This window comes from Pseudomonas sp. SWI44, assembly GCF_002947915.1.
GTDB lineage: Bacteria > Pseudomonadota > Gammaproteobacteria > Pseudomonadales > Pseudomonadaceae > Aquipseudomonas > Aquipseudomonas taiwanensis.
Map to the genome: position 1 here is coordinate 1,991,331 of NZ_CP026674.1, position 24,879 is coordinate 2,016,209.

At 62.4% G+C, this 24,879-nt stretch carries 21 protein-coding genes and 1 riboswitch; of the genes, 12 read left to right on the forward strand and 9 right to left on the reverse strand.

Annotated features, from left to right (window positions below; all coding sequences use genetic code 11):
• Positions 1 to 9: 9 nt before the first annotated feature.
• Together epd and tkt are read right to left on the reverse strand one after the other, a co-directional pair.
• Positions 10 to 1,071 (reverse strand): erythrose-4-phosphate dehydrogenase, encoded by a 1,062-nt coding sequence (epd, locus tag C4Q26_RS09470; RefSeq protein ID WP_027907946.1) that lies wholly within the window; start codon positions 1,069 to 1,071, stop codon positions 10 to 12.
• A 151-nt stretch (positions 1,072 to 1,222) separates the two neighbouring features.
• Complete coding sequence (gene tkt, locus C4Q26_RS09475; protein WP_023378375.1) at positions 1,223 to 3,220, reverse strand: transketolase; 1,998 nt, start codon at positions 3,218 to 3,220, stop codon at positions 1,223 to 1,225.
• 284 nt (positions 3,221 to 3,504) lie between these two features.
• Between tkt and C4Q26_RS09480 the strand changes: the two genes are divergently transcribed.
• The 4 genes from C4Q26_RS09480 to C4Q26_RS09495 all read left to right on the forward strand — a co-directional run bounded on the left by C4Q26_RS09480 (position 3,505) and on the right by C4Q26_RS09495 (position 8,075).
• Positions 3,505 to 4,500: a metalloregulator ArsR/SmtB family transcription factor gene (locus C4Q26_RS09480; protein WP_023378374.1), complete on the forward strand. Its 996-nt coding sequence runs from the start codon at positions 3,505 to 3,507 to the stop codon at positions 4,498 to 4,500.
• A 19-nt stretch (positions 4,501 to 4,519) separates the two neighbouring features.
• Positions 4,520 to 5,710: a methionine adenosyltransferase gene (gene metK, locus C4Q26_RS09485; protein ID WP_023378373.1), complete on the forward strand. Its 1,191-nt coding sequence runs from the start codon at positions 4,520 to 4,522 to the stop codon at positions 5,708 to 5,710.
• A 144-nt stretch (positions 5,711 to 5,854) separates the two neighbouring features.
• Positions 5,855 to 7,564 carry an NAD-dependent DNA ligase LigB gene (ligB, locus tag C4Q26_RS09490; protein WP_104883026.1) on the forward strand — a complete coding sequence of 570 codons (1,710 nt, stop codon included), beginning with the start codon at positions 5,855 to 5,857 and terminating at the stop codon, positions 7,562 to 7,564.
• 118 nt (positions 7,565 to 7,682) lie between these two features.
• Complete coding sequence (locus C4Q26_RS09495) at positions 7,683 to 8,075, forward strand: DUF1090 domain-containing protein (protein ID WP_023378371.1); 393 nt, start codon at positions 7,683 to 7,685, stop codon at positions 8,073 to 8,075.
• 44 nt (positions 8,076 to 8,119) lie between these two features.
• On the opposite strand, the gene C4Q26_RS09500 is transcribed toward C4Q26_RS09495, so the two are convergent.
• Complete coding sequence (locus C4Q26_RS09500) at positions 8,120 to 8,566, reverse strand: cytochrome c (RefSeq protein WP_023378370.1); 447 nt, start codon at positions 8,564 to 8,566, stop codon at positions 8,120 to 8,122.
• A 114-nt stretch (positions 8,567 to 8,680) separates the two neighbouring features.
• Between C4Q26_RS09500 and C4Q26_RS09505 the strand changes: the two genes are divergently transcribed.
• On the forward strand, positions 8,681 to 9,832 hold the full coding sequence (locus tag C4Q26_RS09505) for a murein transglycosylase A (RefSeq protein ID WP_104883027.1): 1,152 nt from the start codon (positions 8,681 to 8,683) through the stop codon (positions 9,830 to 9,832).
• 49 nt (positions 9,833 to 9,881) lie between these two features.
• On the opposite strand, the gene C4Q26_RS09510 is transcribed toward C4Q26_RS09505, so the two are convergent.
• The gene (locus C4Q26_RS09510) at positions 9,882 to 10,265 is read right to left on the reverse strand and encodes an MAPEG family protein (RefSeq protein WP_023378368.1); all 384 of its coding nucleotides are present in this window, start codon (positions 10,263 to 10,265) and stop codon (positions 9,882 to 9,884) included.
• 28 nt (positions 10,266 to 10,293) lie between these two features.
• Complete coding sequence (locus tag C4Q26_RS09515; RefSeq protein ID WP_023378366.1) at positions 10,294 to 11,127, reverse strand: DMT family transporter; 834 nt, start codon at positions 11,125 to 11,127, stop codon at positions 10,294 to 10,296.
• Positions 11,128 to 11,361: 234 nt separating this feature from the next.
• On the opposite strand from C4Q26_RS09515, the gene C4Q26_RS09520 reads away from it, so the two are divergent.
• The gene (locus tag C4Q26_RS09520) at positions 11,362 to 12,600 is read left to right on the forward strand and encodes a sodium:proton antiporter (RefSeq protein ID WP_023378364.1); all 1,239 of its coding nucleotides are present in this window, start codon (positions 11,362 to 11,364) and stop codon (positions 12,598 to 12,600) included.
• 106 nt (positions 12,601 to 12,706) lie between these two features.
• Here the strand turns inward: C4Q26_RS09520 and C4Q26_RS09525 are convergent, their stop codons facing one another.
• The gene (locus C4Q26_RS09525; RefSeq protein ID WP_023378363.1) at positions 12,707 to 13,108 is read right to left on the reverse strand and encodes an acyl-CoA thioesterase; all 402 of its coding nucleotides are present in this window, start codon (positions 13,106 to 13,108) and stop codon (positions 12,707 to 12,709) included.
• Between the two features lie 179 nt (positions 13,109 to 13,287).
• A riboswitch (S-adenosyl-L-homocysteine riboswitch) is annotated at positions 13,288 to 13,383 on the forward strand.
• A gap of 21 nt (positions 13,384 to 13,404) precedes the next feature.
• Between C4Q26_RS09525 and ahcY the strand changes: the two genes are divergently transcribed.
• The 5 genes from ahcY (at position 13,405) to C4Q26_RS09550 (ending at position 19,929) form a co-directional block, all read left to right on the forward strand.
• On the forward strand, positions 13,405 to 14,814 hold the full coding sequence (gene ahcY / locus C4Q26_RS09530) for an adenosylhomocysteinase (protein WP_023378362.1): 1,410 nt from the start codon (positions 13,405 to 13,407) through the stop codon (positions 14,812 to 14,814).
• 139 nt (positions 14,815 to 14,953) lie between these two features.
• Positions 14,954 to 15,799, forward strand: a complete 846-nt coding sequence (metF, locus tag C4Q26_RS09535) for a methylenetetrahydrofolate reductase [NAD(P)H] (RefSeq protein WP_023378361.1) — start codon at positions 14,954 to 14,956, stop codon at positions 15,797 to 15,799.
• A 92-nt stretch (positions 15,800 to 15,891) separates the two neighbouring features.
• On the forward strand, positions 15,892 to 16,968 hold the full coding sequence (locus C4Q26_RS09540) for a hypothetical protein (protein WP_027907945.1): 1,077 nt from the start codon (positions 15,892 to 15,894) through the stop codon (positions 16,966 to 16,968).
• A gap of 52 nt (positions 16,969 to 17,020) precedes the next feature.
• Positions 17,021 to 17,809, forward strand: coding sequence for an ABC transporter substrate-binding protein (locus C4Q26_RS09545; RefSeq protein WP_104883028.1), 789 nt, complete (start codon positions 17,021 to 17,023; stop codon positions 17,807 to 17,809).
• Between the two features lie 218 nt (positions 17,810 to 18,027).
• The gene (locus C4Q26_RS09550; RefSeq protein WP_023378358.1) at positions 18,028 to 19,929 is read left to right on the forward strand and encodes a DEAD/DEAH box helicase; all 1,902 of its coding nucleotides are present in this window, start codon (positions 18,028 to 18,030) and stop codon (positions 19,927 to 19,929) included.
• Positions 19,930 to 19,988: 59 nt separating this feature from the next.
• Here the strand turns inward: C4Q26_RS09550 and C4Q26_RS09555 are convergent, their stop codons facing one another.
• The 3 genes from C4Q26_RS09555 to C4Q26_RS09565 all read right to left on the reverse strand — a co-directional run bounded on the left by C4Q26_RS09555 (position 19,989) and on the right by C4Q26_RS09565 (position 23,144).
• Complete coding sequence (locus C4Q26_RS09555) at positions 19,989 to 20,567, reverse strand: YceI family protein (protein WP_027907944.1); 579 nt, start codon at positions 20,565 to 20,567, stop codon at positions 19,989 to 19,991.
• Positions 20,568 to 20,598: 31 nt separating this feature from the next.
• Positions 20,599 to 21,150, reverse strand: a complete 552-nt coding sequence (locus C4Q26_RS09560; RefSeq protein ID WP_023378355.1) for a cytochrome b — start codon at positions 21,148 to 21,150, stop codon at positions 20,599 to 20,601.
• A 221-nt stretch (positions 21,151 to 21,371) separates the two neighbouring features.
• Positions 21,372 to 23,144: an FAD-dependent oxidoreductase gene (locus C4Q26_RS09565; protein WP_023378347.1), complete on the reverse strand. Its 1,773-nt coding sequence runs from the start codon at positions 23,142 to 23,144 to the stop codon at positions 21,372 to 21,374.
• A 290-nt stretch (positions 23,145 to 23,434) separates the two neighbouring features.
• Between C4Q26_RS09565 and C4Q26_RS09570 the strand changes: the two genes are divergently transcribed.
• The gene (locus C4Q26_RS09570; protein ID WP_027907943.1) at positions 23,435 to 24,841 is read left to right on the forward strand and encodes an adenosylmethionine--8-amino-7-oxononanoate transaminase; all 1,407 of its coding nucleotides are present in this window, start codon (positions 23,435 to 23,437) and stop codon (positions 24,839 to 24,841) included.
• The last annotated feature ends 38 nt before the right edge of the window (positions 24,842 to 24,879 follow it).

Here is a 24,879-nt window from a genome sequence, read left to right on the forward strand (position 1 = left end):
TGCAGTCCTTCAGGGCTGTTTGGTGCGGGTTGGGTGTACGACGTGCAGAAAATGTTCGGCTACGTCGAGCATACGGTTGGCGAACCCCCATTCGTTGTCGAACCATGCCAGCAGGTTGACCAGGCGTGGGCCTGAAACACGGGTCTGGCTGGCATCGACGATGGCCGAATGCGGGTCATGGTTAAAGTCACAGCTGGCATGCGGCAGCTCGGTATAGGCCAGCAAGCCTTTCAGCGGGCCATCCAGCGCCGCCTCTCGCAGCACCCGGTTGACCTCGGCCGCGCTGGTGTCGCGGGCGGTCTGCAGGGTGATGTCCAGGCACGACACGTTCACGGTCGGCACGCGTACCGCTTTGGCCTGAATTCGTCCGGCAAGTTCCGGAAGCAGGCGTTCGATACCACGAGCAAGACCGGTGGACACCGGTATCACCGACTGGAAGGCAGAGCGCGTGCGGCGCAGGTCTTCGTGGTGATAGGCGTCGATCACTGGCTGGTCGTTCATCGCCGAGTGAATGGTGGTGATCTGCACGTACTCGATGCCGAAAGCCTGGTCCAGCACCCGCAGCAGCGGCACGCCGCAGTTGGTGGTGCAGGAGGCGTTGGACACCAGGCGTTCATTGCCGCTCAGGCAGTCTTGGTTGATGCCATAGACCACCGTGGCATCCACGTCCGCCTCGCTGGCCATCGGTTGAGAGAACAATACCCGTGGCGCGCCGGCATCCAGGAAACGCTGGCCATCGGCACGGGTGTGGTAGGCGCCGGAGCACTCCAGCACCAGGTCGATGCCCAGTGCCGCCCAGTCGACGCCTTCCGGCGTGGCGCTGCGCATTACCTTCACGCAGTCGCCATTGATATGCAGACAGTCGCCATCGACCTTCACCTCGCCGGGGAAGCGCCCGTGGGTGGAGTCGAAACGAGTCAGGTATTCGACGCTGGCCTGGTCGGCCAGGTCATTGAGCGCAACGATCTCGAAACCGGCCGTTGCCCCACGTTCGAACAGTGCGCGCAGGACACAGCGGCCGATGCGGCCGTAACCGTTGAGTGCAACTTTGTAGGGACGCAGGTGGGACATTCGTTGGCTCGCTAACGCATGATGGCGGTTGGGGCCGCGTTGCGGCCCATCGCGACGCAAGGCCGCTCCCACAGGGACCGCACGTGCAGTAACCTTGTGGGAGCGGCCTTGTGTCGCGAAACGAGGGCTAAGCCCTCGCCTTACGCCTGTATCAGTCTTCCAGCAGCTCTTCGGCGGTACCCAGGATGTTGTCCAGGGTGAAGCCGAACTCTTCGAACAGCGCGCTGGCCGGAGCCGACTCGCCGTAGGTGGTCATGCCGATGATACGACCTTCCAGGCCGACGTACTTGTACCAGAAGTCAGCATGGGCGGCTTCGATGGCGATACGCGCACCGACTTCGACCGGCAGCACGGACTGCTTGTAAGCCGCGTCCTGGGCATCGAACACGCTGGTGCACGGCATCGAGACGACGCGAACCTTGCGGCCTTGCTCGGTGAGCTTGGCGTGTGCCTGGGTGGCCAGGCCGACTTCCGAACCGGTAGCGATCAGGATCAGTTCAGGCTCGCCGGCGCAGTCCTTCAGCACGTAGCCGCCACGGGCGATGTTGGCGATCTGGTCGGCGTCGCGGTCCTGATGCTGCAGGTTCTGACGCGAGAAGATCAGCGCCGATGGGCCATCCTTGCGCTCCAGGGCAGCTTTCCAGGACACGGCGGATTCGACCGCGTCGGCCGGGCGCCAGGTGTCGAGGTTCGGGGTGCTGCGCAGGCTGGTCAGTTGTTCGATCGGCTGGTGGGTCGGGCCGTCTTCGCCCAGACCGATGGAGTCGTGGGTATAGACGTGGATGACGCGCTGCTTCATCAGTGCCGACATGCGCACGGCGTTGCGGGCGTATTCCATGAACATCAGGAAGGTCGCGCCGTAAGGTACCAGGCCGCCGTGCAGGGCAACGCCGTTCATGATGGCGGTCATGCCGAATTCGCGCACACCGTAGAACACGTAGTTGCCGCTGGCATCGTTGGCTTCGACGCCCTTGCAACCTTTCCACAGGGTCAGGTTGGAGCCGGCCAGGTCGGCCGAACCGCCCAGGAACTCCGGCAGCAGCGGGCCGAATGCGTTCAGGGCATTCTGGCTGGCTTTACGGCTGGCGATGGTTTCGCCCTTGGCAGCCACTTCGTTGATGTAGGCCTGGGCTTTCTCGGAGAAGTCAGCCGGCAGCTCACCGCTCTCGCGGCGCTTGAACTCGGCCGCCAGTTCCGGGTAGGCCTTGGCGTAGGCGTCGAAACGCTGGTTCCAGTCGGCTTCTGCCTTGGCGCCAGCGGCCTTGGCATCCCACTCGGCATAGATGTCGGCAGGGATTTCGAAGGGGCCGTGGTTCCAATTCAGTTCCTTGCGGGCCAGGGCGATCTCATCGTTGCCCAGCGGGGCACCGTGGCAATCCTCTTTACCCTGCTTGTTCGGCGAGCCGAAGCCGATGATGGTCTTGCAGCAGATCAGGGTCGGACGGTCGCTCTTGCGAGCGGTCTCGATGGCCGTCTTGATTTCGTCGGCGTCATGGCCGTCGACGTTGCGGATCACCTGCCAGTTGTACGCTTCGAAACGTGCCGGGGTATTGTCGGTGAACCAGCCGTGCACTTCGCCGTCGATGGAAATGCCGTTGTCGTCATAGAAGGCGATCAGCTTGTTCAGGCCCAGGGTGCCGGCCAGCGAGGCGACTTCATGGGAAATACCTTCCATCATGCAGCCATCGCCCAGGAACACGTAGGTGTGGTGGTCTACGATGTTGTGGCCTTCACGGTTGAACTGGGCTGCCAGGACCTTTTCGGCCAGGGCGAAGCCCACGGCGTTGGCGATACCTTGGCCGAGTGGGCCAGTGGTGGTCTCGACGCCTGGGGTGTAGCCATATTCGGGGTGGCCCGGGGTGCGGCTGTGCAACTGGCGGAAGCCTTTGAGGTCATCGATGGTGACGTCGTAGCCGGTCAGGTGCAGCAGCGAGTAGATCAGCATCGAGCCGTGGCCGTTGGACAGCACGAAGCGGTCGCGGTCGGCGAATTTCGGGTTGCTCGGGTTGTGCTTCAGGTAATCGCGCCAAAGCACTTCGGCGATATCCGCCATGCCCATGGGGGCACCTGGGTGGCCGCTGTTGGCCTTTTGCACGGCATCCATGCTGAGGGCACGAATGGCGTTGGCACGCTCACGACGGCTGGGCATCGCTAATCTCCTGGGGCTTGAATAGGTAGTGAAACGAAAAAAGGCGGCCATTTTCGCCCACAGGCGGGCTCGGGGGCAATGACGGATGGTCGCAGTCGGGCATTTTTCCTGTGATTGGCCTCCAATTCGGGGGAAACACAGGGAGCGGCGGTGGATTGATCACGGGTAAACCCGCTTGCGCAGGCTCACGTGGTGCTGGGTGCGTGCTCCGCTCATCACCCAATATCAAAACTTTTTGATATTGCTATTGCGGGGGTAGCCCTGCCTGTCTAGACTGCCGCGTCATGAACCTACGTGCGCAGCCCATTTCCATTCAGCGAAGCGACACCCTGGCCGCCCTGTGCAAGGCCAGTGGCGACGCGCTGCGCCTGAATGTCCTGCGCGCACTGGCCAGCGACTCGTTCGGGGTGCTGGAGCTGGCACAGATTTTCGACATCGGCCAGTCGGGCATGAGCCATCACCTGAAAGTGCTGGCCCAGGCTGAACTGGTGGCCACCCGTCGCGAAGGCAATGCCATTTTCTACCGCCGCGCCTTGCCCGACGGCCTTCGCCCAGGCGGCCGGCTGCATGCGGCGCTGCTCGAAGAAGTCGACGACCTGGCCCTGCCAGAAGACGTGCTGGCCCGAATCGCGCAGGTGCAACAACGCCGCGCCGCCACCAGCCAGGACTTCTTCCTGCGGGTGGAAGAAAAATTCCGCGCCCAGCAAGACCTGATCGCGGGGCTGCCCCAGTACCGCGAAAGCCTGTTGGCACTGCTGGACAATCTCAGTTTCACGCCCACGGCCACGGCCCTGGAAGTCGGCCCAGGGGACGGCGGTTTCCTGCCAGACCTGGCCCAGCGCTTCACTCAGGTCACCGCCATGGACAACAGCCCGACCATGCTCGAGCTGGCCCGCCAGGTCTGCGAACGCCAAGGCCTGGGTAATGTAAATCTGCAGTTGGCCGATGCACTGGGTGCAACGGATGTGGAAGCCGACTGCGTTGTGCTGAACATGGTCCTGCACCATTTCAGCGACCCGGCCCAGGCCTTGTGCCAGTTGGCCAAACGGGTGAAGGCCGGCGGCAGCCTGCTGGTCACCGAGCTGTGCAGCCATGACCAGAGTTGGGCGCGGGAAGCCTGCGGCGACCTCTGGCTAGGTTTCGAGCAGGACGACCTGGCCCGCTGGGCCCATGCTGCCGGGCTGACACCCGGGGACAGCCTCTATGTAGGCTTGCGTAACGGTTTCCAGATTCAGGTCCGACATTTCCAGCGGACGGCTGGCGACACTCACCATCGGTAAATTTTAGGAACCCGTCGAGATGAGCGAATATTCCCTTTTCACCTCCGAGTCCGTGTCCGAAGGGCATCCGGACAAGATCGCCGACCAGATTTCCGACGCGGTCCTGGACGCCATCATCGCCCAGGACAAGTACGCTCGCGTAGCCTGTGAAACCCTGGTCAAGACCGGTGTCGCCATCATCGCCGGCGAAGTCACCACGTCTGCCTGGGTCGACCTGGAAGACCTGGTGCGCAAAGTCATCATCGACATCGGCTACAACAGCTCCGACGTCGGCTTCGACGGCGCCACCTGCGCCGTGATGAACATCATCGGCAAGCAGTCGGTGGACATCGCCCAAGGCGTTGACCGCTCCAAGCCTGAAGACCAGGGCGCTGGCGACCAGGGCCTGATGTTCGGCTATGCCAGCAACGAAACCGAAGTACTGATGCCGGCACCGATCTGCTTCTCGCACCGTCTGGTCGAGCGCCAGGCTGAAGCGCGCAAGTCCGGCCTGCTGCCATGGCTCCGCCCGGACGCCAAGTCGCAGGTCACCTGCCGCTACGAGAACGGCAAGGTAGTCGGCATCGACGCCGTGGTGCTGTCGACCCAACACAACCCTGAGGTTTCGCAGAAAGACCTGCAGGAAGCGGTGATGGAGCTGATCGTCAAGCACACCCTGCCGGCCGAGCTGCTGCACAAAGGCACCCAGTACCACATCAACCCGACCGGTAACTTCATCATCGGTGGCCCGGTGGGCGACTGCGGCCTGACCGGTCGCAAGATCATCGTCGACTCCTACGGCGGCATGGCCCGTCACGGTGGTGGCGCGTTCTCCGGCAAGGACCCGTCCAAGGTCGACCGCTCCGCCGCCTATGCTGGCCGCTACGTGGCCAAGAACATCGTTGCCGCCGGCCTGGCCGAGCGCTGCGAGATCCAGGTGTCCTATGCCATCGGCGTAGCCCAGCCAACCTCCATCTCGATCAACACCTTCGGTACCGGCAAGGTCTCCGACGACAAGATCATCCAGCTGGTGCGCGAGTGCTTCGACCTGCGTCCATACGCGATCACCAAGATGCTCGACCTGCTGCACCCGATGTACCAGGAAACCGCCGCCTACGGTCACTTCGGCCGTACCCCGCAGCAGAAGACTGTCGGCGACGACACCTTCACCACCTTCACCTGGGAGCGTACCGACCGCGCCCAGTCGCTGCGTGACGCTGCCGGGCTGTAATTTTCCTACAGCGGTGAAATGAAAGCCCCTGCCGAGTGATCGGCAGGGGCTTTTTCATGACATATGCACTGACAACTGTTCACCGCAGCGGACCCCGTACTTGCCTAGGCTGAGGGCTCCACCCGCCATGCAAGGATGCTGGCCATGCCACTCAAACGCTTGCTGCTCTCGCTGTTGCTGTTCCAAGCCTGCGGGGCCTTCGCCGCGCCATGCCCTGACTGGCCACTCGCACAAGCCAAGGCCGAAATCGCCCAGCTACGCGGCACCCTGGCCGGCTGGGATGACCATTACCATCGCCTGGGCAAGGCCGAAGTCGCTGACGACATCTACGACCAGAGCCGCCTGCGCCTGAAACACCTGGAAAACTGCTTCGGCCTCGCCGGTCACGCAAATCCCCTGGCAAGTGCACGAGGGCCGATCCCGCACCCGGTCCCCCACACCGGCGTCGACAAGTTGAGCGACAACACCGAGGCCGAACGCTGGCTGACTGGGAAGACGGACGTTTGGGTACAACCCAAGGTCGACGGGGTCGCCGTCTCGCTGGTCTACCGGCAAGGTCGACTGGTCCGTCTGCTGAGCCGGGGCGATGGCATCCACGGCCATGACTGGAGCCGCCACATCCCTCATCTGGGGTCGATCACCCGGCAGCTACCCCAAACCATCGACCTGGTGCTGCAGGGAGAGCTGTACCACCGCCTCGAAGAGCACGTTCAGGCCAAGGCCGGTGGCATGAATGCCCGAGGGACCGTCGCAGGGCTGCTGGCGCGTCAGCAGCTTTCACCCGAACAAGGCGCCAGCATCGGATTGTTCGTGTGGGACTGGCCTCATGGGCCGTCCACCCAGGTCGAACGCATGGCGCAGTTGGCTGCGCTGGGGTTTCCGGACAGCCAACGCTTCAGCAAGGCTATCGTTCAAGCGAGCGATGCCGCCCACTGGAGGCAACACTGGTACCGCACCCCTCTGCCCTTCGCTACCGACGGCATCATTCTGCGCCAGGACAACCGACCGCCCGCCGAGCGCTGGCAAGCCAAGGCGCCATACTGGATCGCCGCATGGAAGTACCCCTACTCGCAAGCGCTGGCCTCGGTTCGCGAAGTACGCTTTCGTGTCGGGCGCACGGGCAAGGTCACTCCTGTGCTGCAACTGCAGCCCATACGCCTGGATGACCGGATGATCAGCCAGGTAAGTCTGGGCTCACTGGCTCGCTGGCAGGCACTCGACGTACGCCCGGGAGACCAGGTAGCGATCAGCCTGGCAGGACTGACCATTCCACGCTTCGAGCAGGTGGTGCACCGCGCCCTGGCGCGGCAACCCGTGGCATCCCCCACGCCCGATCGGTATCACACCAGAAGCTGCTGGCAAGCAAGCCACGATTGCGAAGAGCAATTCATCGCCAGGCTCACCTGGCTCAGTGGCAAGCATGGGCTGGCCATGCCTGGTGTAGGCCCCGGCACCTGGCGCCGCCTGGTCCAGGGCGGCAAGGTACGCACTTTGACGGATTGGCTGACGCTGGATTCGGAGCAATTGACCGAAGTTCCGGGCATCAGCCATGCCAGCGCCCGCCAGCTCAAGCACAGCTTCGAAGCTGGCCGATCACGCCCCTTTGCCCATTGGCTGCGCGGCCTCGGCATACCCGCACCGGGCAACCTGGCACTTGATGGCGATTGGGAAACGCTGGCGGGTAGGTCCGCCAGGGACTGGCAAGCCTTGCCAGGCATCGGTGACACCCGATCGAAGCAGCTCGCCGCCTTTTTCGTGGACGATGAACTGCAAACCATAGCCGCTCGACTGAGCGCGGCGGGTATTCGCGGTTTCATGATCGGTGACGGGTCCGCTCAACAAAGAACCCCCTAAAAACATGTAGGAAAAATCTTTGTCTGGGCTAGAAAAACCAACAAGGGTTTATAAATCCGCAAAACCAAGGCAGGATTTCCCCCAACTTTTGCTGCCCCGCCCCGTCAAGGAGGCCCTCATGAAACGCGTTCACACCCTCGTCCTGCTGGCAACACTTGGCCTTGCGGCCACCGCCGTACAGGCCGCTCAACCGGACGAAGGCCTGACCGGCTGCGCCGCCAAGCGCAGCGCCATCGAGAATCAGCTGAAAATTGCCCGCGATCACGGTAACGATGCTCAGGTCGCGGGCCTGGAGGAAGCCCTGCGCGGGGTTGAGAACTGCAATGATGCCAGCCTGCGCAAAGAGCGCGAACAGAAGGTGCTCGATGCGCGCCATGAAGTGGCGCAACGCGAGAAGGACCTGAAGAAGGCCGAAGCCAAAGGCGACGCGGAAAAAATAAACAAGCGCAAGGACAAGCTTGCCGAGTCCCGCAAGGAACTGCAGGAAGCCGTGGACCAACTGGACCGCTGACCCGCCCATCGCCTCCCCTGAACCTTCGGGAGAGGCGCCCTCCCTCAATGGTTACGAAATTCCGTATGACAGGCTTTGCAAGCCGCTTCGACCCTGTCCATCGGCGCTTTCAGACTTGCCGCATCCAGCGGTTGCTTACGGGTAACATCGACCAACTCGCCCGTCACCCCTTCCAACTGCATCGCCAGGTCGTGAAAGCGCGCCTGTCGTTCCCAGACTTCAGGCCGGGCACTGCTGTCACCTTCATCCTTGACCTGGGGAAAATGCTGCCACGGCGCATGAGCCAGGCCATCGAGCTTCACCGCCCCGTCGGCGAACTTCACACCATCGAACGGCAAACGTCCGCGCAACATGCCGCCCATATCCTCACTGGTCTTGAGCATCTGCTTGAAGATCGCCTTGCGCTGCCCCAAAGGTGAGTTAGGATCGACACGGTCGCAGCCCACCAGGGCCAGGCTGATCAGCAGCAGGGCTGTGAAACATTTGAACATCACGGTCACATTGGCAGAAGGAAAGGGCCGACAGTATCCTCGCCTGCTCGACAAAGACCAATACCCTTACGAAAAACAAGGGAAGCTCCAAGGCCTCCCCTCAAGGATTCAGCCATGAAATCTGCTCTGCGCCACCTCGCCTGGGCGCTGCCTGCCCTGGCCCTGCTGGCCGGCTGCAACGGCGGTGAGAACGCCAAACCCGAACCCCACGCCATTGCCACCTACGCCCCCGCCACCTGGAACGACTTACCCAGCGTCAGCGACAGTGACCTGCGGGCCGGTTTCCAGGCTTGGCGCAACGGCTGCGAAAAGCTCAAGCGCGACCCTGTCTGGGCTGCAACCTGCGAAGCAGCGGCCAAAGTGCCTGACAACGCGATGCAGATCCGCGCCTTCCTGCAACAGCAGTTGCAAGTACTGGGGCTGCGCTCGGCCGAGAACAACGCCACCGGCCTGATCACTGGCTACTACGAGCCGGTCTACCCCGGCAGCCTGGAGCGCACCGACGCAGCACGGGTCGCGGTGTACGGCGTTCCCGAGGACATGATCGTGGTCGACCTGGCCAGCGTTTATCCGGAGCTCAAGGGCAAGCGCCTGCGCGGGCGGCTCGACGGTCGCGTGCTCAAGCCCTATGACACGGCCGAAGTGATCAACCGCGATGGCGTGAAAGCGCCAGTGCTGGCTTGGCTGACCGACCCGATGGACTTGCAGTTCCTGCAGATCCAGGGTTCGGGCCGTATCCAGCTGGAAGATGGCCGACAGATGCGCCTGGGTTACGCCGACCAGAATGGCCACCCCTATCGCCCCATTGGGCGCTGGCTGGTCGAACAAGGCCAATTGAAGAAAGAAGATGTCACCATGGGCAGCATCCACGCCTGGGCACAAGCGAACCCACAACGAGTGCCAGAGCTGCTGGCCAGCAACCCCAGCTATGTCTTCTTCAGCACCCGCCCAGACAGCAACGAAGGGCCGCGTGGCTCGCTCAACGTGCCGCTGACCGCTGGCTACAGCGTGGCGATCGACCGCAAGGTGATCCCGCTGGGCAGCTTGCTGTGGTTGTCTACCACTCGCCCTGATGGCTCCCCCGTGGTACGCCCGGTGGGCGCTCAGGACACCGGTGGCGCGATCACCGGCGAGGTGCGCGCGGACCTGTTCTGGGGCACTGGGCCCGAAGCGGGTGAACTGGCCGGTAACATGAAGCAGCAGGGACAGATCTGGATGCTCTGGCCCAAGGACAAGCCGCTGCCTGAGGTGCCTAAAGTACCTTGAGGTTGCGCAGGCTCATCGCCGCCAAGCCGGCGATGAGCGCCACTTCAACTCAGATCGATACCACGAAGAACGAAACGATCAGGCCCAACCCGGCAAACCACACCAGCGAACGCAGGGCAGCCCAGTCTGCCAGGTAGCAGATGATGTACAGCAGCCGGCTGGTGATGTAGAGCACCGCCAGCACATCCTGGGTCACCTGCTCCGCATTGCCGACGATATCGGCCACCAGCACCGCCGCCGCAAACGCTGGGAATGCCTCGTACCCGTTCTGCTGCGCAGCATGGGCACGACGTGGCAAACCCGACAATGTGTCGAGGAAGCCGCGCGGGTCGTGATTATCCTTCAGACCGAAACGACCACTCGTCTTGGCGATCAAGGCACAAAGCGGTGGCAGCACGAGCGCGATCAGGATGCACCACAGGGCAACGGTCATGTTCAGGACTCCTTGTTCGAGTTCGGGGTTAGAGCTTCATCACCAGCATGCCAGCCAGGACCAGCCCGCAAGCTAGGAGTCTCGGGCCGCCAAAAGGTTCTTTGAGATAGCGCATGCCAAGCAGCACCACCAGAATCACGCTCAGTTCGCGCAGCGCGGCAGCTTCGGCCACCGACCCCAGGTGCATGGCCCACAACACCAATGCATAGCTGAACAGCACGCACAAACCCACCGCCAACCCCAGCCGCCACTGGGTTTGCCAAAACAGCGCAAACTGCGGCCGCCGGGCCACACACGCCAGGACCGGGAAGGGCCAGGCGCTCAGCAACGTCAGCCAGACCAGGTAGTCCCAGGGCTTGCCCCAGAGCCTTACGGCCTGCCCGTCGAACCAGGTGTAACAACCGATACACAAGCCGATCAGTGCAACCACTGGCAGCATCGACCACGGCAGCCGCTCACCGCCGCCGCCCTGCCAGAGCAGACACGCCATGCCGCAGGGGATCAGCAAGATACCGATGATCTGCTGCTGGCTCAGTGACTCGCCCGCGAATGCCAGCGTTAGCCCCAGCACCACCAGCGGCGACAAGCCACGCATCAGAGGATAGACCAGCCCCAGGTCGCCAACCCGGTAGGCCTTGATCAGCAGGACACGGTACAACTGCTCGGCCAGGGCCGACGCCAGCAGCCATGGCCAGATTTCAGCCGGAGGAAACGCGACGAAGGCTACCGCCAACACCGCAAAGACCAATGCCACCGCATCCATGCTGGCAATGACCAGCAGTCGCTCGCCACTGAATTTGATCAGGGTGTTCCAGGTCGCATGCAGCAGGGCGGCGACCAGCACCAGGGATGTTGCCAACACGCCTTGTATCCTTGTGACGTTTCAAGCCTGTGAATATATAGCGATTGAGGCGCCCTGTGCGCCGCATCGCCGGCAGACCGGCTGCTATGGAATCTAGGCAGTGCAACAGTCCATATCGGGAACGATTCGAAAGAATCCGGTCAAAGTCTGTGTCCCGAACCCCGCGCCAGGCCATCAAAGAACTGCCCGAGCCATTCGGGTTACGACTTGGAAGCCACCGTCACAGGATTTGGGATGCTTGAATTAGTTGCAGCGTTTATCTGCCTTACCACCCTCCTCACTTACGTCAATTACCGGTTCATCGGTCTCCCCCCCGCCATCGGCGTGATGGTGACTGCTCTGCTGTTTTCCCTGATGCTGCAGGGCCTGAGCCTGATTGGCTTTCCTGGCCTGGAAGAGCGCGTCGAAGGGCTGATGAACCAGATCGACTTCAACGACCTGCTGATGCACTGGATGCTGTCGTTCCTGCTGTTCGCCGGCGCACTGCACGTCAACCTCACCGACCTGCGCAGCTACCGTTGGCCGATCGGCCTGCTGGCCACCCTTGGCGTGTTGATCGCCACCTTCGTCATCGGCTATCTCGCCCACTGGGTGTTCGCCCTGTTCGGCTGGAACGTGCCGCTGATCTACTGCCTGCTGTTCGGCGCACTGATTTCACCGACCGACCCCATTGCCGTACTCGGTGCACTACGTACTGCGAACGCCTCCAAACCGCTGAAGACCACCATCGTTGGCGAGTCGCTGTTCAATGACGGCACCGCGGTCGTGGTGTTCACCGTGCTGCTGGGCATCATCCAGATGGGCGAGACGCCGAGCGTCGCTGAAACCGCCATGCTGTTCGTTCACGAAGCCGTGGGTGGCGTGTTGTTTGGCGGACTGATCGGCTATGCCACCTACCGGATGATCAAAAGCGTCGAGCAATACCAGGTCGAGGTGATGCTGACCCTGGCGCTGGTGATTGGTGGCTCGGCGATGTGCTACGAACTGCATGTCTCGGCCCCCATCGCCATGGTGGTGGCAGGCCTGATCATCGGGAACCTGGGGCGCAACCTGGCGATGAACGACATGACCCGTCGCTACATGGACGGTTTCTGGGAACTGATCGACGACATGCTCAACGCCCTGCTGTTCGCCCTGATCGGCCTGGAACTGTTGCTGCTGCCATTCAACTGGCTGCACTTGGCGGCAGGCGGCGTGCTGGCGGTTGCGGTACTGCTGTCACGGCTGCTGACCGTGGCACCGGCCATCGTCCTGCTGCGCCGCTGGAGAAGCGTGCCCAAGGGGACCGTGCGCGTGCTGACCTGGGGCGGCCTGCGTGGAGGGGTGTCGGTAGCACTGGCACTGTCGCTGCCGGTGGGCGACGAGCGTGACCTGTTGCTGTCGATCACCTACATCGTGGTGCTGTCGTCGATCCTGGTGCAGGGTCTGACGGTCGGCAAGATGGTGCGCAAGGTGAGCCAACCGGCCGAATGACACGCGGCGTAGGAGCCGGCCTTGCCGGCGAACACCAGCACAGCCGGCGCCATGCACCGTGGTGCTTGGTTCGCCAGCAAGGCTGGCTCCTACCTTTGGGCGACGCTTACTCGACAGCGGTATCCGGGAACTGGTCCTGGATGTACTTGATTTCGGTCCGCCCGTGCGGCGCCGGCAGCCCGTCCTCACCCAGGTTGACGAAGACCATCTTGTCGACGGTGAGGATCATCTTGCGGGTAATCTTGTTGCGTACTTCACACTTGAGAGTGATGGATGTGCGGCCGAATTCGGTGGCGGTGATGCCCAGCTCGATGATGTCGCCCTGACGCGAGGCGCTGACGAAGTTGATCTCCGACATGTACTTGGTCACCACGCGCTGGTTACCCAGCTGCACGATGGCGTAGATCGCCGCCTCCTCGTCGATCCAGCGCAGCAGACTGCCGCCGAACAGGGTGCCATTGGGGTTGAGGTCTTCGGGCTTTACCCATTTGCGGGTGTGAAAGTTCATCGGTACTCCTGACCTGCTTGGCTAACGTGGAGTAATGATGGCAGAGCGGCCGCCGGCGCTCCATTGAACATCGACTATCGTCGCGATTAATCGACAGAAAGCCTTGGGTGTGTCACACAGCCAAGGCTATAATCCCTGCCGTTTAACATGGTCGCCCACTGTGGCGCCATGCCCGCCACCCATCCGAGGGGCGCTGCAGCAGGCTCGGCCTGTCAGGCTCGGTTGGGGCGTTGTCCGCGACGCGGACGCTCAACGCACAACGGCGCCCATTCGCACACTACGAATGGAGGCTCTCAATGAGCGCTGTAAACACGCCTGCAGGTTTTTCCGACTTCAAGGTCGCCGACATCTCCCTGGCCGACTGGGGCCGCAAGGAAGTCATCATCGCCGAATCGGAAATGCCAGCGCTGATGGGCCTGCGCCGCAAGTACCAGGCTGAGCAACCGCTCAAGGGCGCTAAGATCATCGGCTGCATCCACATGACCATTCAGACCGCCGTGCTGATCGAAACCCTGGTTGCCCTGGGTGCCGAAGTTCGCTGGTCGTCCTGCAACATCTTCTCCACCCAGGACCAGGCTGCCGCGGCCATCGCCGCCGCCGGTATCCCTGTGTTCGCCTGGAAAGGCGAAACCGAGCAGGAATACGAATGGTGCATCGAGCAGACCATCCTCAAGGACGGCCAGCCATGGGATGCCAACATGGTCCTGGACGACGGCGGTGACCTGACCGAAATCCTGCACAAGAAATACCCGGCCATGCTGGAGAAAATCCACGGCGTGACCGAAGAGACCACCACTGGCGTGCACCGCCTGCTGGACATGCTGGCCAAGGGCGAGCTGAAAGTCCCGGCGATCAACGTCAACGACTCGGTCACCAAAAGCAAGAACGACAACAAGTACGGCTGCCGTCACAGCCTGAACGACGCCATCAAGCGCGGCACCGACCACCTGCTGTCGGGCAAGCAAGCCCTGGTGATCGGCTACGGTGACGTGGGCAAGGGCTCGGCCCAGTCCCTGCGCCAGGAAGGCATGATCGTCAAGGTCACCGAAATCGACCCGATCTGCGCCATGCAGGCTTGCATGGACGGCTTCGAAGTCGTCTCGCCGTTCAAGGACGGTATCAACACCGGTACCGAAGCTGGCATCAACGCCGACCTGCTGGGCCGCATCGACCTGATCGTCACCACCACCGGTAACGTCAACGTCTGCGACGCCAACATGCTCAAGGCCCTGAAGAAGCGTGCCGTGGTCTGCAACATCGGCCACTTCGACAACGAAATCGACACCGCCTTCATGCGCAAGAACTGGGCATGGGAAGAGGTCAAGCCACAGGTCCACAAGATCCACCGCACCGGCGCTGGTACCTTCGACCCGCACAACGACGACTACCTGATCCTGCTGGCCGAAGGCCGCCTGGTTAACCTGGGTAACGCCACTGGCCACCCAAGCCGCATCATGGATGGTTCGTTCGCCAACCAGGTACTGGCCCAGATCTTCCTGTTCGAGCAGAAGTTCGCCGACCTGCCAGCCGCCAAGAAAGCCGAGCGCCTGACCGTTGAAGTGCTGCCGAAGAAACTCGACGAAGAAGTGGCCCTGGAAATGGTCCGCGGCTTCGGCGGCGTGGTCACCCAGCTGACCCCGCAGCAGGCAGAGTACATCGGTGTGACTGTCGAAGGCCCGTTCAAGCCGCACGCCTACCGCTACTGATCAGCGGCCCAAGGGCCAGGCACCTTGCCTGGCCCTTGCAGGCAACGCTTCGCAACGATGCCCGAGCCAGGCCGGCCCAAACCGCCCTGGCTTTTATTTGCAGTTGCCCGCCTGGCGCTGGCAGCTGAAGGAACGAGAGATGTCACAAGAACGCCGCTACAGTTTCGAGTTCTTCCCCACCAAGACCGATGCCGGCCACGAAAAACTGATGGGCGTTGCCCGCCAGCTGGCCAGCTACAACCCCGACTTCTTCTCCTGCACCTACGGTGCCGGTGGTTCGACCCGCGACCGCACGCTCAATACCGTGCTGCAGCTGGAAAGCGAAGTTAAGGTACCGGCCGCCCCCCACCTGTCCTGCGTCGGCGATAGCAAGGACGAGTTGCGCGCCCTGCTTAACCAGTACCAGGCCGCCGGCATCAAGCGCATCGTCGCCCTTCGTGGTGACCTGCCATCGGGCATGGGCATGGCCAGCGGCGAGCTGCGCTACGCCAGCGATCTGGTCGAGTTCATCCGCCAGGAAACCGGCGATCACTTCCACCTGGAAGTTGCCGCTTATCCGGAAATGCATCCGCAGGCACGCAACTTCGAACACGACCTGGCCAATTTCGTGCACAAGGTCAAGGCCGGTGCCGACAGCGCCATCACCCAATACTTCTTCAACGCCGACAGCTACTTCTATTTCGTCGAGCGCGCACAGAAGATGGGCGTGGACATCCCTGTAGTGCCGGGCATCATGCCCATCACCAACTACAGCAAGCTGGCCCGTTTCTCCGACGCCTGCGGCGCCGAGATTCCACGTTGGATCCGCAAGCAGCTGGAAGCCTATGGCGATGACACCGCCAGCATCCAGGCCTTCGGCGAAGACGTGATCAGCCGCATGTGCGAACAACTGCTGCAAGGCGGCGCACCGGGCCTGCACTTCTACACCCTGAACCAGGCCGAGCCAAGTCTGGCTATCTGGAACAACCTGAAGCTGCCTCGCTGAAACAACTTGGAAACATCTGTTTAAGGAACAATTAAGGCTTTAGTCTTACACTAAAGCCTTATTATCCCTGTGGACAGCCAGGTTTGCCCGATATGCAGACACCGTCGCCTGCACGCTCGCAGCTCATCTACCTCGCGTTCGGCCCGGTGACTTATCACCAAGAGGCCTGCTTCAGCATCGTCAGCGCCCTCACTCACCTGGGTGAAACGCCTGGCGCCGCCGTTGACATCCATGTCTACACCGACAACCCGGCGCCCTACGGCAAACTGCCCGTCAACGTCCACGTGCTGGACGCTGCGACGCGCACGGCCTGGAATCTTCCCCATGGTTATCACTTTCGCAGCAAGCACGTGCTATTGCGCCAAGTGCTCGAACAGCATCCGCTGGCGGTACTGATCGACACCGATACGTTCTTCCGCACCTCGCCGCTGCGCCTGTTCGAACGCGTCAAGCCAGGCCAGTTGCTGTGCAACTTCATTGGCGCGCCCTACGGCGCGAACCGCAAGGCCGTGCTGTACGAAAGCCTTCACGCCATACTTCGCCAACGCGGACTGGCTGACGATCAGACGCGCATGGTCAACTCCGGAGTCATCGGCCTGACCCAGGCTGATGCTCAGATACTGGACCGCTCCATTGCCATGATGGACGAGTTCTATCCCTTGGCACCCACCGCCTACACACTCGAAGAGTTCTGCCTTGCAGTGGCCGCCCACCGCACCCTCGCGCTGGCCGAGTGCACCGATGTGATCCACCACTACTGGAGCCGCAAGCAGCAGTTCCGCGCCAAGATCCAGGCCTGGCTGCGCAAGCACGCCGATGAACCACTCAGTGAGGCGGCCCGGGCCGACGTGCTGCAGGTCAATGACCGACTGCCGCGCCCGCCAGCCCTGCACCGGTTGGGCTACAAGGCACTGACGCTGACCTTGCCGAGCCAGGAACGCCAGTTCGCCCGAGAACTGCTGTACGGCTGCTACCCGTATGGCAACGAGTTCGACCGGGCCTGCGCCCCGGCCTGGTGGGACAAAGCCCTGGAGAACTATGTGGCGCGCGAGGGCCGCATGGAGCCCGAGCAATTGCGCCGCTGCCTGCGCCATCCGGGCATGCGCCTGTCACTCGGTGGCCGGCGTAAGGAAATCGAGGGCCACCTGCTCGACGTCCCGCAGACCTGAACTGGCGCGCCGATATCTGGCCTTGGCCTAAGCGAGCGCGTAATCTGCGGCCATGCATGACGTCGCCCGCCTGCTGTGCCTCCTGTTGTTCGCCTGCCTGAGCCCTCTGGCCTTGGGTGAACGTTTGCGCCTGGTCACCGACGACTGGGCACCGTACGTGTACCAGCACGACGGCCAGCCCAAAGGCATCGACTACGAAGTCACCACCGAAGTGTTCAAGCGCCTGGGCTTCGATGTCGAATGGCAGTTCCTACCCTGGAAACGGTGCTTGGCCATGGTCGAGCAAGGGCTGGCCGACGGGGTGATGGATATTTTCGAGACCGAATCGCGCAAACCGTACATGGTCTACCCCGACGAGCCTATGTCGGACGTCGAGTTCGTCCTGTTCCAAGCCAGCGTGCGCCGCCACCCCGTCACCCGCCTGGAAGACCTGACCGGGCTGACGGTGGGCACTTCGCCCGGCTACTCCTACGGCGCCTCGTTCAGCGAATCGCCTTACTTTCGCCGGGAGGCAGCCCCTACCCATGAGGCCAACTTCGGCAAATTGATGCTCGGCCGCATCGACTTGCTGGTGACCGACCGCCGGGTCGGTCGTTATCTCCGCAAGCAATTGGGGCTCGAACGGCAGGTCGAGGAGCTGCCACTGATGATCAGTCGCCAGGCGCAATACCTGGGTTTGGCCCGCAAACCTGGGCGCGAGGACCTGGCCAGGCATTTCTCCGAAGAGCTGCAACGCTTCAAGCAGGAACCGGCCTACGCGGCGATCAACAACCGCTACTCCGACGACTTCGACAATATTCCTGGCGCCGTTGAGCAGCAGGAACGCAGCACGCAGCGATAGCTCTGTTATACTCGGGCCTTCCCGCCCGGCTCACGCCCGGACGCTCGGCCTCGCAACAGGCATCCTGATCGGTAACGACGCCCCTTCGCGCTCGCCCTCCGCTGCCCGGATGCGCAGTGAAAGCCCAGCTGGACCGGACGCGATCGCATCCCGCCGATGCCCGTCGCGCCAGGCAGAATATCCCAACGGGCCCAGCCCCCACGAGAACAGGATTGCCCATGTCCTTTGCTTCCCTCGGTCTCTCCGAGGCTCTTGTCCGCGCTATCGAGGCAGCGGGCTACACCCAGCCGACTCCGGTGCAACAGCGGGCCATTCCCGCCGTGTTGCAAGGTCGCGACCTGATGGTCGCCGCCCAGACAGGTACTGGCAAAACTGGCGGTTTTGCCCTGCCGATCCTCGAGCGCCTGTTCCCGGGTGGCCACCCCGACAAATCGCAACGCCATGGCCCACGCCAGCCTCGCGTGCTGGTTCTGACGCCAACCCGCGAATTGGCGGCCCAGGTCCATGACAGCTTCAAGGTCTATGCCCGTGACCTTTCCCTGGTCAGCGCCTGCATCTTCGGTGGCGTCGGCATGAACCCGCAGATTCAGGCCATGGCCAAGGGCGTCGATGTCCTGGTCGCCTGCCCGGGTCGCTTGCTGGACTTGGCAGGCCAAGGCAGTGTCGATCTGTCCCATGTGGAAATCCTGGTGCTCGACGAAGCCGACCGCATGCTCGACATGGGCTTCATCCATGACGTGAAGAAAGTCCTTGCCCGCCTGCCGGCCAAGCGCCAGAACCTGCTGTTCTCGGCTACCTTCTCCAAGGACATCACCGACCTGGCCGATAAGCTCCTGCACAACCCGGAGCGTATCGAGGTCACACCACCGAATACCACGGTCGAGCGAATCGAACAGCGCGTCTACCGTCTGCCCGCCAGCCACAAGCGCGCACTGCTGGCTCACCTGATCACCCTCGGCGCCTGGGAACAAGTGCTGGTCTTCACCCGTACCAAGCATGGCGCCAACCGCCTGGCCGAATACCTGGAAAAGCACGGCCTCACCGCCGCGGCGATCCATGGCAACAAGAGCCAGAACGCCCGCACCAAGGCATTGGCTGACTTCAAGGCCAACAGTGTTCGCGTACTGGTCGCCACCGACATCGCCGCCCGCGGCCTGGACATCGACCAGTTGCCCCATGTGGTCAACTTCGAGCTGCCCAATGTCGAGGAAGACTACGTCCACCGTATCGGCCGCACCGGCCGCGCCGGGCGTTCGGGCGAAGCGATCTCGATGGTCGCTCCTGATGAAGAGAAGCTGCTCAAGAGCATTGAGCGCGTCACCAAGCAGAAGATCCCGGACGGCGACCTGATGGGCTTCGATGCCAGCAAGGTCGAAGCCGAGAAGCCAGAAACCCGTGAGCGTCAACAGCACAATGGCCGTGGTGGTCGCAACCAGCAGGCCCGTGGCGAAGCAGGCCAGGAAGGCAGTGGCGGACGCAAGGACAAGGGAAAGGACAAAGGCAAGGCCAAGCAACAGGCCGCCGACAAACCCGCTGACAAGGAGAAGTCCGGCGAGCGCCAGCAACAGCAGCGCAAGCAACGCGACAAGAAGCCTCGCCAGCAGCAGGCCAGCACCAACGCTGTGCCGAAAGTACCTGCCGACCGTGATCCAGAAGAGTTCCTGGATGACGAGATCGACAACTTCGGTAACCGTGCCGACTACGTCAGCCCCTACCAAAACGCCAAGAACCAGGGCCGCAACCGTCGCCCAGGCGCCGCAGGCCAGGGTCAACAGCAAGGTCAGGGACAGCGCAGCAACGGCGGCAGCCAGGGCCAAGGCCGAAATGGCGGCCAGCAACGCGGCGCCAGCGGCGAAAAACGCCCGCCCCGCAACAACAATGGCGGTGGAGGTGGCGGTGCGCGCCGTGATGGTAACGCGGGTGGTCGTAACCGCTCGGCCGGTCGCAGCGACAACACACGGCAGGAACCGGCAGTGCGTAGTCCGCGCGAACCGCAGCATCAGCCGGTGATCATCCGCAAGGAATCCAAGCTCGACCGCTACCCAACGCCGGAACAACTGGAAGAGCTGCCGAGCCGGCCGCGTGGTGAGCGCCCTGCGCTGCTGACCCGCAATCGCTGATCGTTCGGCTACAAATGAAAACGCCGCCCATTGGGCGGCGTTTTCATTGCTAGCGCGAATTACTTCTGCTTCACACCTTCGACGCTGATATCCAGGTCAAGGGTCTGCGAGGTAGGGCCTGGGCCTTTGATTCCGAAGTCATTCAGGTTCAGCGTGGTGGTGGCGTTGAAACCAGCACGCTCACCGCCCCATGGGTCTTTGCCTTCGCCGTTGAACACAGCCTTGAAGGTGACCGGCTTGGTGACGCCGTGCAGGGTCAGGTCGCCAGTCACGTCAGCAGTCTTGGCACCGGTGGACTTGACGCTGGTGGAGACGAACTTGGCTTGCGGATACTTCTTCACATCCAGGAAGTCGGCACTGGCGATGTGCTTGTCACGCTCGGCATGGTTGGACCACAGGCTGGCGGTCTTCAGGTCGACATTGATCTTGCTGGCTTCAGGCTTGGCGCTGTCCCAGGTGAAGTTACCGTCGAAGTCCTTGAAGGTGCCGTGGATGAAGCTATAGCCCAGATGGCTGATCTTCCAGTCGACGAACGCGTGCTGGCCTTCCTTGTCGATCTTGTACTCGGCGGCCATGGCCTGGCCAGCAGAGATCAGAGCGGTACCGAGCGCCAGAGCGGCAAAAGTCTTTTTCAACATCCTTTCTTTCCTTTGCAATTGAGGTTGAGAATCAAGCTTTGCGGCCCAGCATGCGGGTCAGGGTCGCGTCACGGTCGATGAAGTGGTGCTTCAGCGCTGCCAGGCCATGTAAGGCGGCGAAAATCACCAGCGCCCAAGCCAGGTAGAGATGAATCTCGCCAGCCAGATCGGCCTGGTCGGGCAAATCACTGACCAGAGCCGGCACTTCGAACAAGCCGAACACCGGAATACCGACGCCATCGGCGGTGGAGATCAGGTAACCGGCGATCATCACCGCGAACAGCCCCAGGTACAGTGCCAGATGGCCCAGTTTGGCAGCTACACGCGTCAGCGGCCCATGGTTGGCCGGCGCTGGAGGCGGTGGGCTGATGAAGCGCCAAACCACACGCAATACCATCACCACCAGTAGCACCAGACCGATACTCTTGTGCAGATCAGGGCCGGATTTGCGCCATGGGCTGTAGTAGTCGAGGCCGACCATCCACAGGCCCAGGCCAAAAAGCCCGAAGACCGCCAGGGCCACGCCCCAGTGCAAAAAGATGCTGACCGCGCCGTAACGAGCGGGTGAGTTGCGCAGTTGCATGTCGACGTGTTCCCCCGTGAAAGCTGTGCACAGACTAACGCGTAACGTATCGAAGAAAAGCACAAAAAGTTGCTTCGATTAATCGAAAATTCCGATGCCGATTGTGAACGTTTCCTATTAAGGAAACATTAACAATAGTCGGGGAGGGATCGCTTGTCAGTGCCGGACTCAGCGCCGACAGGCCGGCTCCTGCAGGTCGTGCAGGAGCCGGTACGCGGGCTTCAGTCAGCTTTCGCTTGGGTGTTGTTTACCGCTTTCTTGACCGGCTCCGATTTGACCGTAGCCTTCTTCGCCTCGACAGGTTTGTGCGCCTGCTTGACTGCCGGCTTGTGCGCCGGGGCGTGCTTGGCCGGGGTGGCCTTGGTAGCGGCAGGCTTGGCCGGCTCTTCCTTGGCCACGACCGCAGGCGCTGCTACAGGGGTCGGCGCAGGGGTGGCGACAGGGGCCGGGGCCGGGGCCGGAGCCACCGCATCTGTTTTCACGACGGCTGCTGGTTTGGTTTCGGGTTTGTCGCCGCCGCCAAACAGACGCGAGAAGAACCCACCCTCCTTCTTGGCCGCTACAGCACCGGTTGCCGCAGCTGCAGCCACCGGCGCCGCTTTAGCCGGGTCGAACGACTTGCCTGCCAGCAGGTCCTGAACCTGGCTGGCAGCACGCTGACCACTGCGCAGGGCGCCTTCGAGAGTGCCTGGGTACAATGCATCGGTGTGCTCGCCGGCGAAGCTAATGCGTTGCACCGGACGCTCCCACAGGCGCCAGTACTTGCTGATCTGGCCTGGGCCATAGGCCAAGTAAGCGCCGCCAGTGTTGGCGTCGGTGCTGTAGCGCTTGAGTTCATACCCAGAGAACGAACCACGGGCCTTTGGATAGAACGCGTGCAACCGGATCAGTACCTGGTCGACCATCTGCTTGTCGCCAAATGCCTGCAACAGGCGGGCATTGTCGCCGGACAAGTTGATAACGACGTTGGCACCGCCCTTGAGCGCTGGTTCGATCCACAGCATGCCAAGGCCAGCGTTGCTGAAGATTTCACCCGACATCCGGGCCTTGCTTTCCCACACAGGCTGCTTGAACTTGAGCATCAGCTGGTCGCGCCAGCCATAGTTGGTGCCCTTGAGGGCCGCCAGGTGCTGGCTGTCCAGGCCTGGGGTCATCTGGATCTTGGCCAGGGCACGCAGCGGCACGGCCATCACCAGGTAGTCCGCCTGATAGCCGACGCTACCGACCTTGACCGTCACGCCGTCCTTGTCCTGCACGATGGAGGTCACCGGCGAGCTGGTTTTGATGGTCTTGAGCTGCTTGACGAAAGCCTGCGCCAGGACCGGGCTACCCCCGGGCAGACGGGCGGCGCGCAGATCGCGGTCACTGACCCCACGATAGACACGGTTCTGCTGTGCGAAGTAGAGCAGCGACAGACGCGACGGCTCGTCATAGCGGGTACGGATCTGCTGGTTGATCAACTGTCGTGCAGTGGTCGGCAACTGCAACTTGTCGAGCCAGGTGGAGACGTTGATCTGGTCCAGAGCGAACAGGGTGCTGGTTGCCTGCGGGTTCAGCGGGTCCTCGATCGAGCGGGCCAGATCATCGAGCGTCTTCTCGTAGCGCTTGATGGCTTCGGCGGTGGCCGGCTGCTTGGCGGCCAGGTCCGTGGCACTGAAATACTCGCCGTCGATCAGGTAGCCAGGGGTACGAACGAACTCTGGCGCGGGCAGTGTTTCAAGCTTGAAACGGTCCAGGTACTGGTTCAGCACCGGCTGGGCCTTGCTGTTGCCGATCCACTCGCTGGTGGCCAGCCCCGAGCGACCACCCATGCCCGACTTGGCTTCCAGCAGAGTCACCTGCCAGCCCTTGTTCTGCAGCTCGTAAGCGGCGGTCAGGCCTGCCAGGCCGCCACCCACCACGATTGCCGAGGGTGTCTTGTCCTTTGCCAGCGCGGCACCGCTGGACACACCAATCAATACCAACGCGCACAGGCGCACCCAAGCAGCGGCCATATCGGCGAACTCCGAGTTAAAAGCAACAGAATAGGGAGAGGCAGGGATGCCCCGAGGGAGATGCGTTAAGAATACGTCAGGTCTGCAGACCCTGCCAGCTCAGTGATATCAAGTGCCTTTGCCAACTGACATTTTTGTTTTTGCGTCTCGCCAGCACACGATTTTCAGCACCTTGCCCAAGCGGGCCTGGACGCGCACCTGTCGCCATCTGACGGCAGCGGTTGTCGTGCCCGGCGGCATTGCTTAGGCTTACGCGGTCAAACCAAGCTGCAATGCCAGGAGAAGTGCCGATGGGCCTCAACGATCAGTGGATGCAACGTGACCTGAAGGTCCTGTGGCACCCCTGCACCCAGATGAAAGACCACGAGCAGCTGCCGCTGATCCCGATCAAGCGCGGCGAAGGTGTGTGGCTCGAGGACTTCGAAGGCAAGCGCTACCTGGACGCCGTCAGCAGTTGGTGGGTCAACGTATTCGGTCACGCCAACCCACGCATCAACCAGCGCATCAAGGACCAGGTCGACCAGCTGGAGCACGTCATCCTGGCCGGTTTCAGCCACCAGCCGGTCATCGAGCTGTCCGAGCGCTTGGTCGCCATGACACCGGCCGGGCTCGACCGGGTGTTCTACGCCGACAACGGCTCATCGTGCATCGAAGTGGCGTTGAAGATGAGCTTCCATTACTGGCAGAACATCGGCAAGCCGGCGAAAAAGCGCTTCGTCACTCTGACCAACAGCTACCACGGCGAGACCATCGCCGCGATGTCGGTGGGCGACGTGCCGCTGTTCACCGAAACCTACAAGGCGCTGCTGCTCGATACCATCAAGGTGCCTAGCCCGGATTGCTACCTGCGCCCGGAAGGCATGAGCTGGGAAGAGCACTCGCGCAACATGTTCGCGGCCATGGAGCAAACCCTGGCCGAGCACCACCAGACCCTCTCGGCCGTTATCATCGAACCGCTGATCCAGGGTGCCGGCGGCATGCGCATGTACCACCCGGTCTACCTCAAACTGCTGCGCGAAGCCTGCGACCGCTATGGCGTGCACCTGATCCACGACGAGATCGCCGTCGGCTTCGGCCGCACCGGGACGATGTTCGCGTGCGAACAGGCTGGCATACGTCCGGACTTCCTGTGTTTGTCCAAGGCCCTTACCGGCGGCTACCTGCCGTTGGCCGCGTGCCTGACCACAGACACCGTGTACCAGGCGTTCTACGACGATTACCCGACCCTGCGGGCCTTCCTCCATTCGCACAGCTACACCGGTAACCCGTTGGCCTGCGCAGCGGCACTTGCGACCCTGGACATCTTCGAGCAAGACAACGTCATCGAAGCCAACAAGGCCCTGGCCAAGCGCATGGCCAGTGCCACTGCGCACCTGGCCGATCACGCGCATGTCGCGGAAATCCGTCAGACCGGCATGGCCTTGGCCATCGAGATGGTCCAGGACAAAGCCGGCAAGGTCGCCTACCCCTGGCAAGAGCGTCGCGGCCTGAAAGTGTTCGAGCATGCCCTGACACGCGGCGCACTGCTGCGCCCGCTGGGCAGCGTGGTGTACTTCCTGCCGCCGTACGTGATCACCCCTGAGCAGATCGACTTCCTTGCCGACGTGGCCAGCGAAGGTATCGACATCGCCACGCGCGACAGTGTGAGTGTCGCGGTGCCGGCTGATTTCCACCCTGGCTTCCGTGATCCGGGCTGACCTCGCATTTCGCCGCTCCCACCGGGAGATTCGTACCC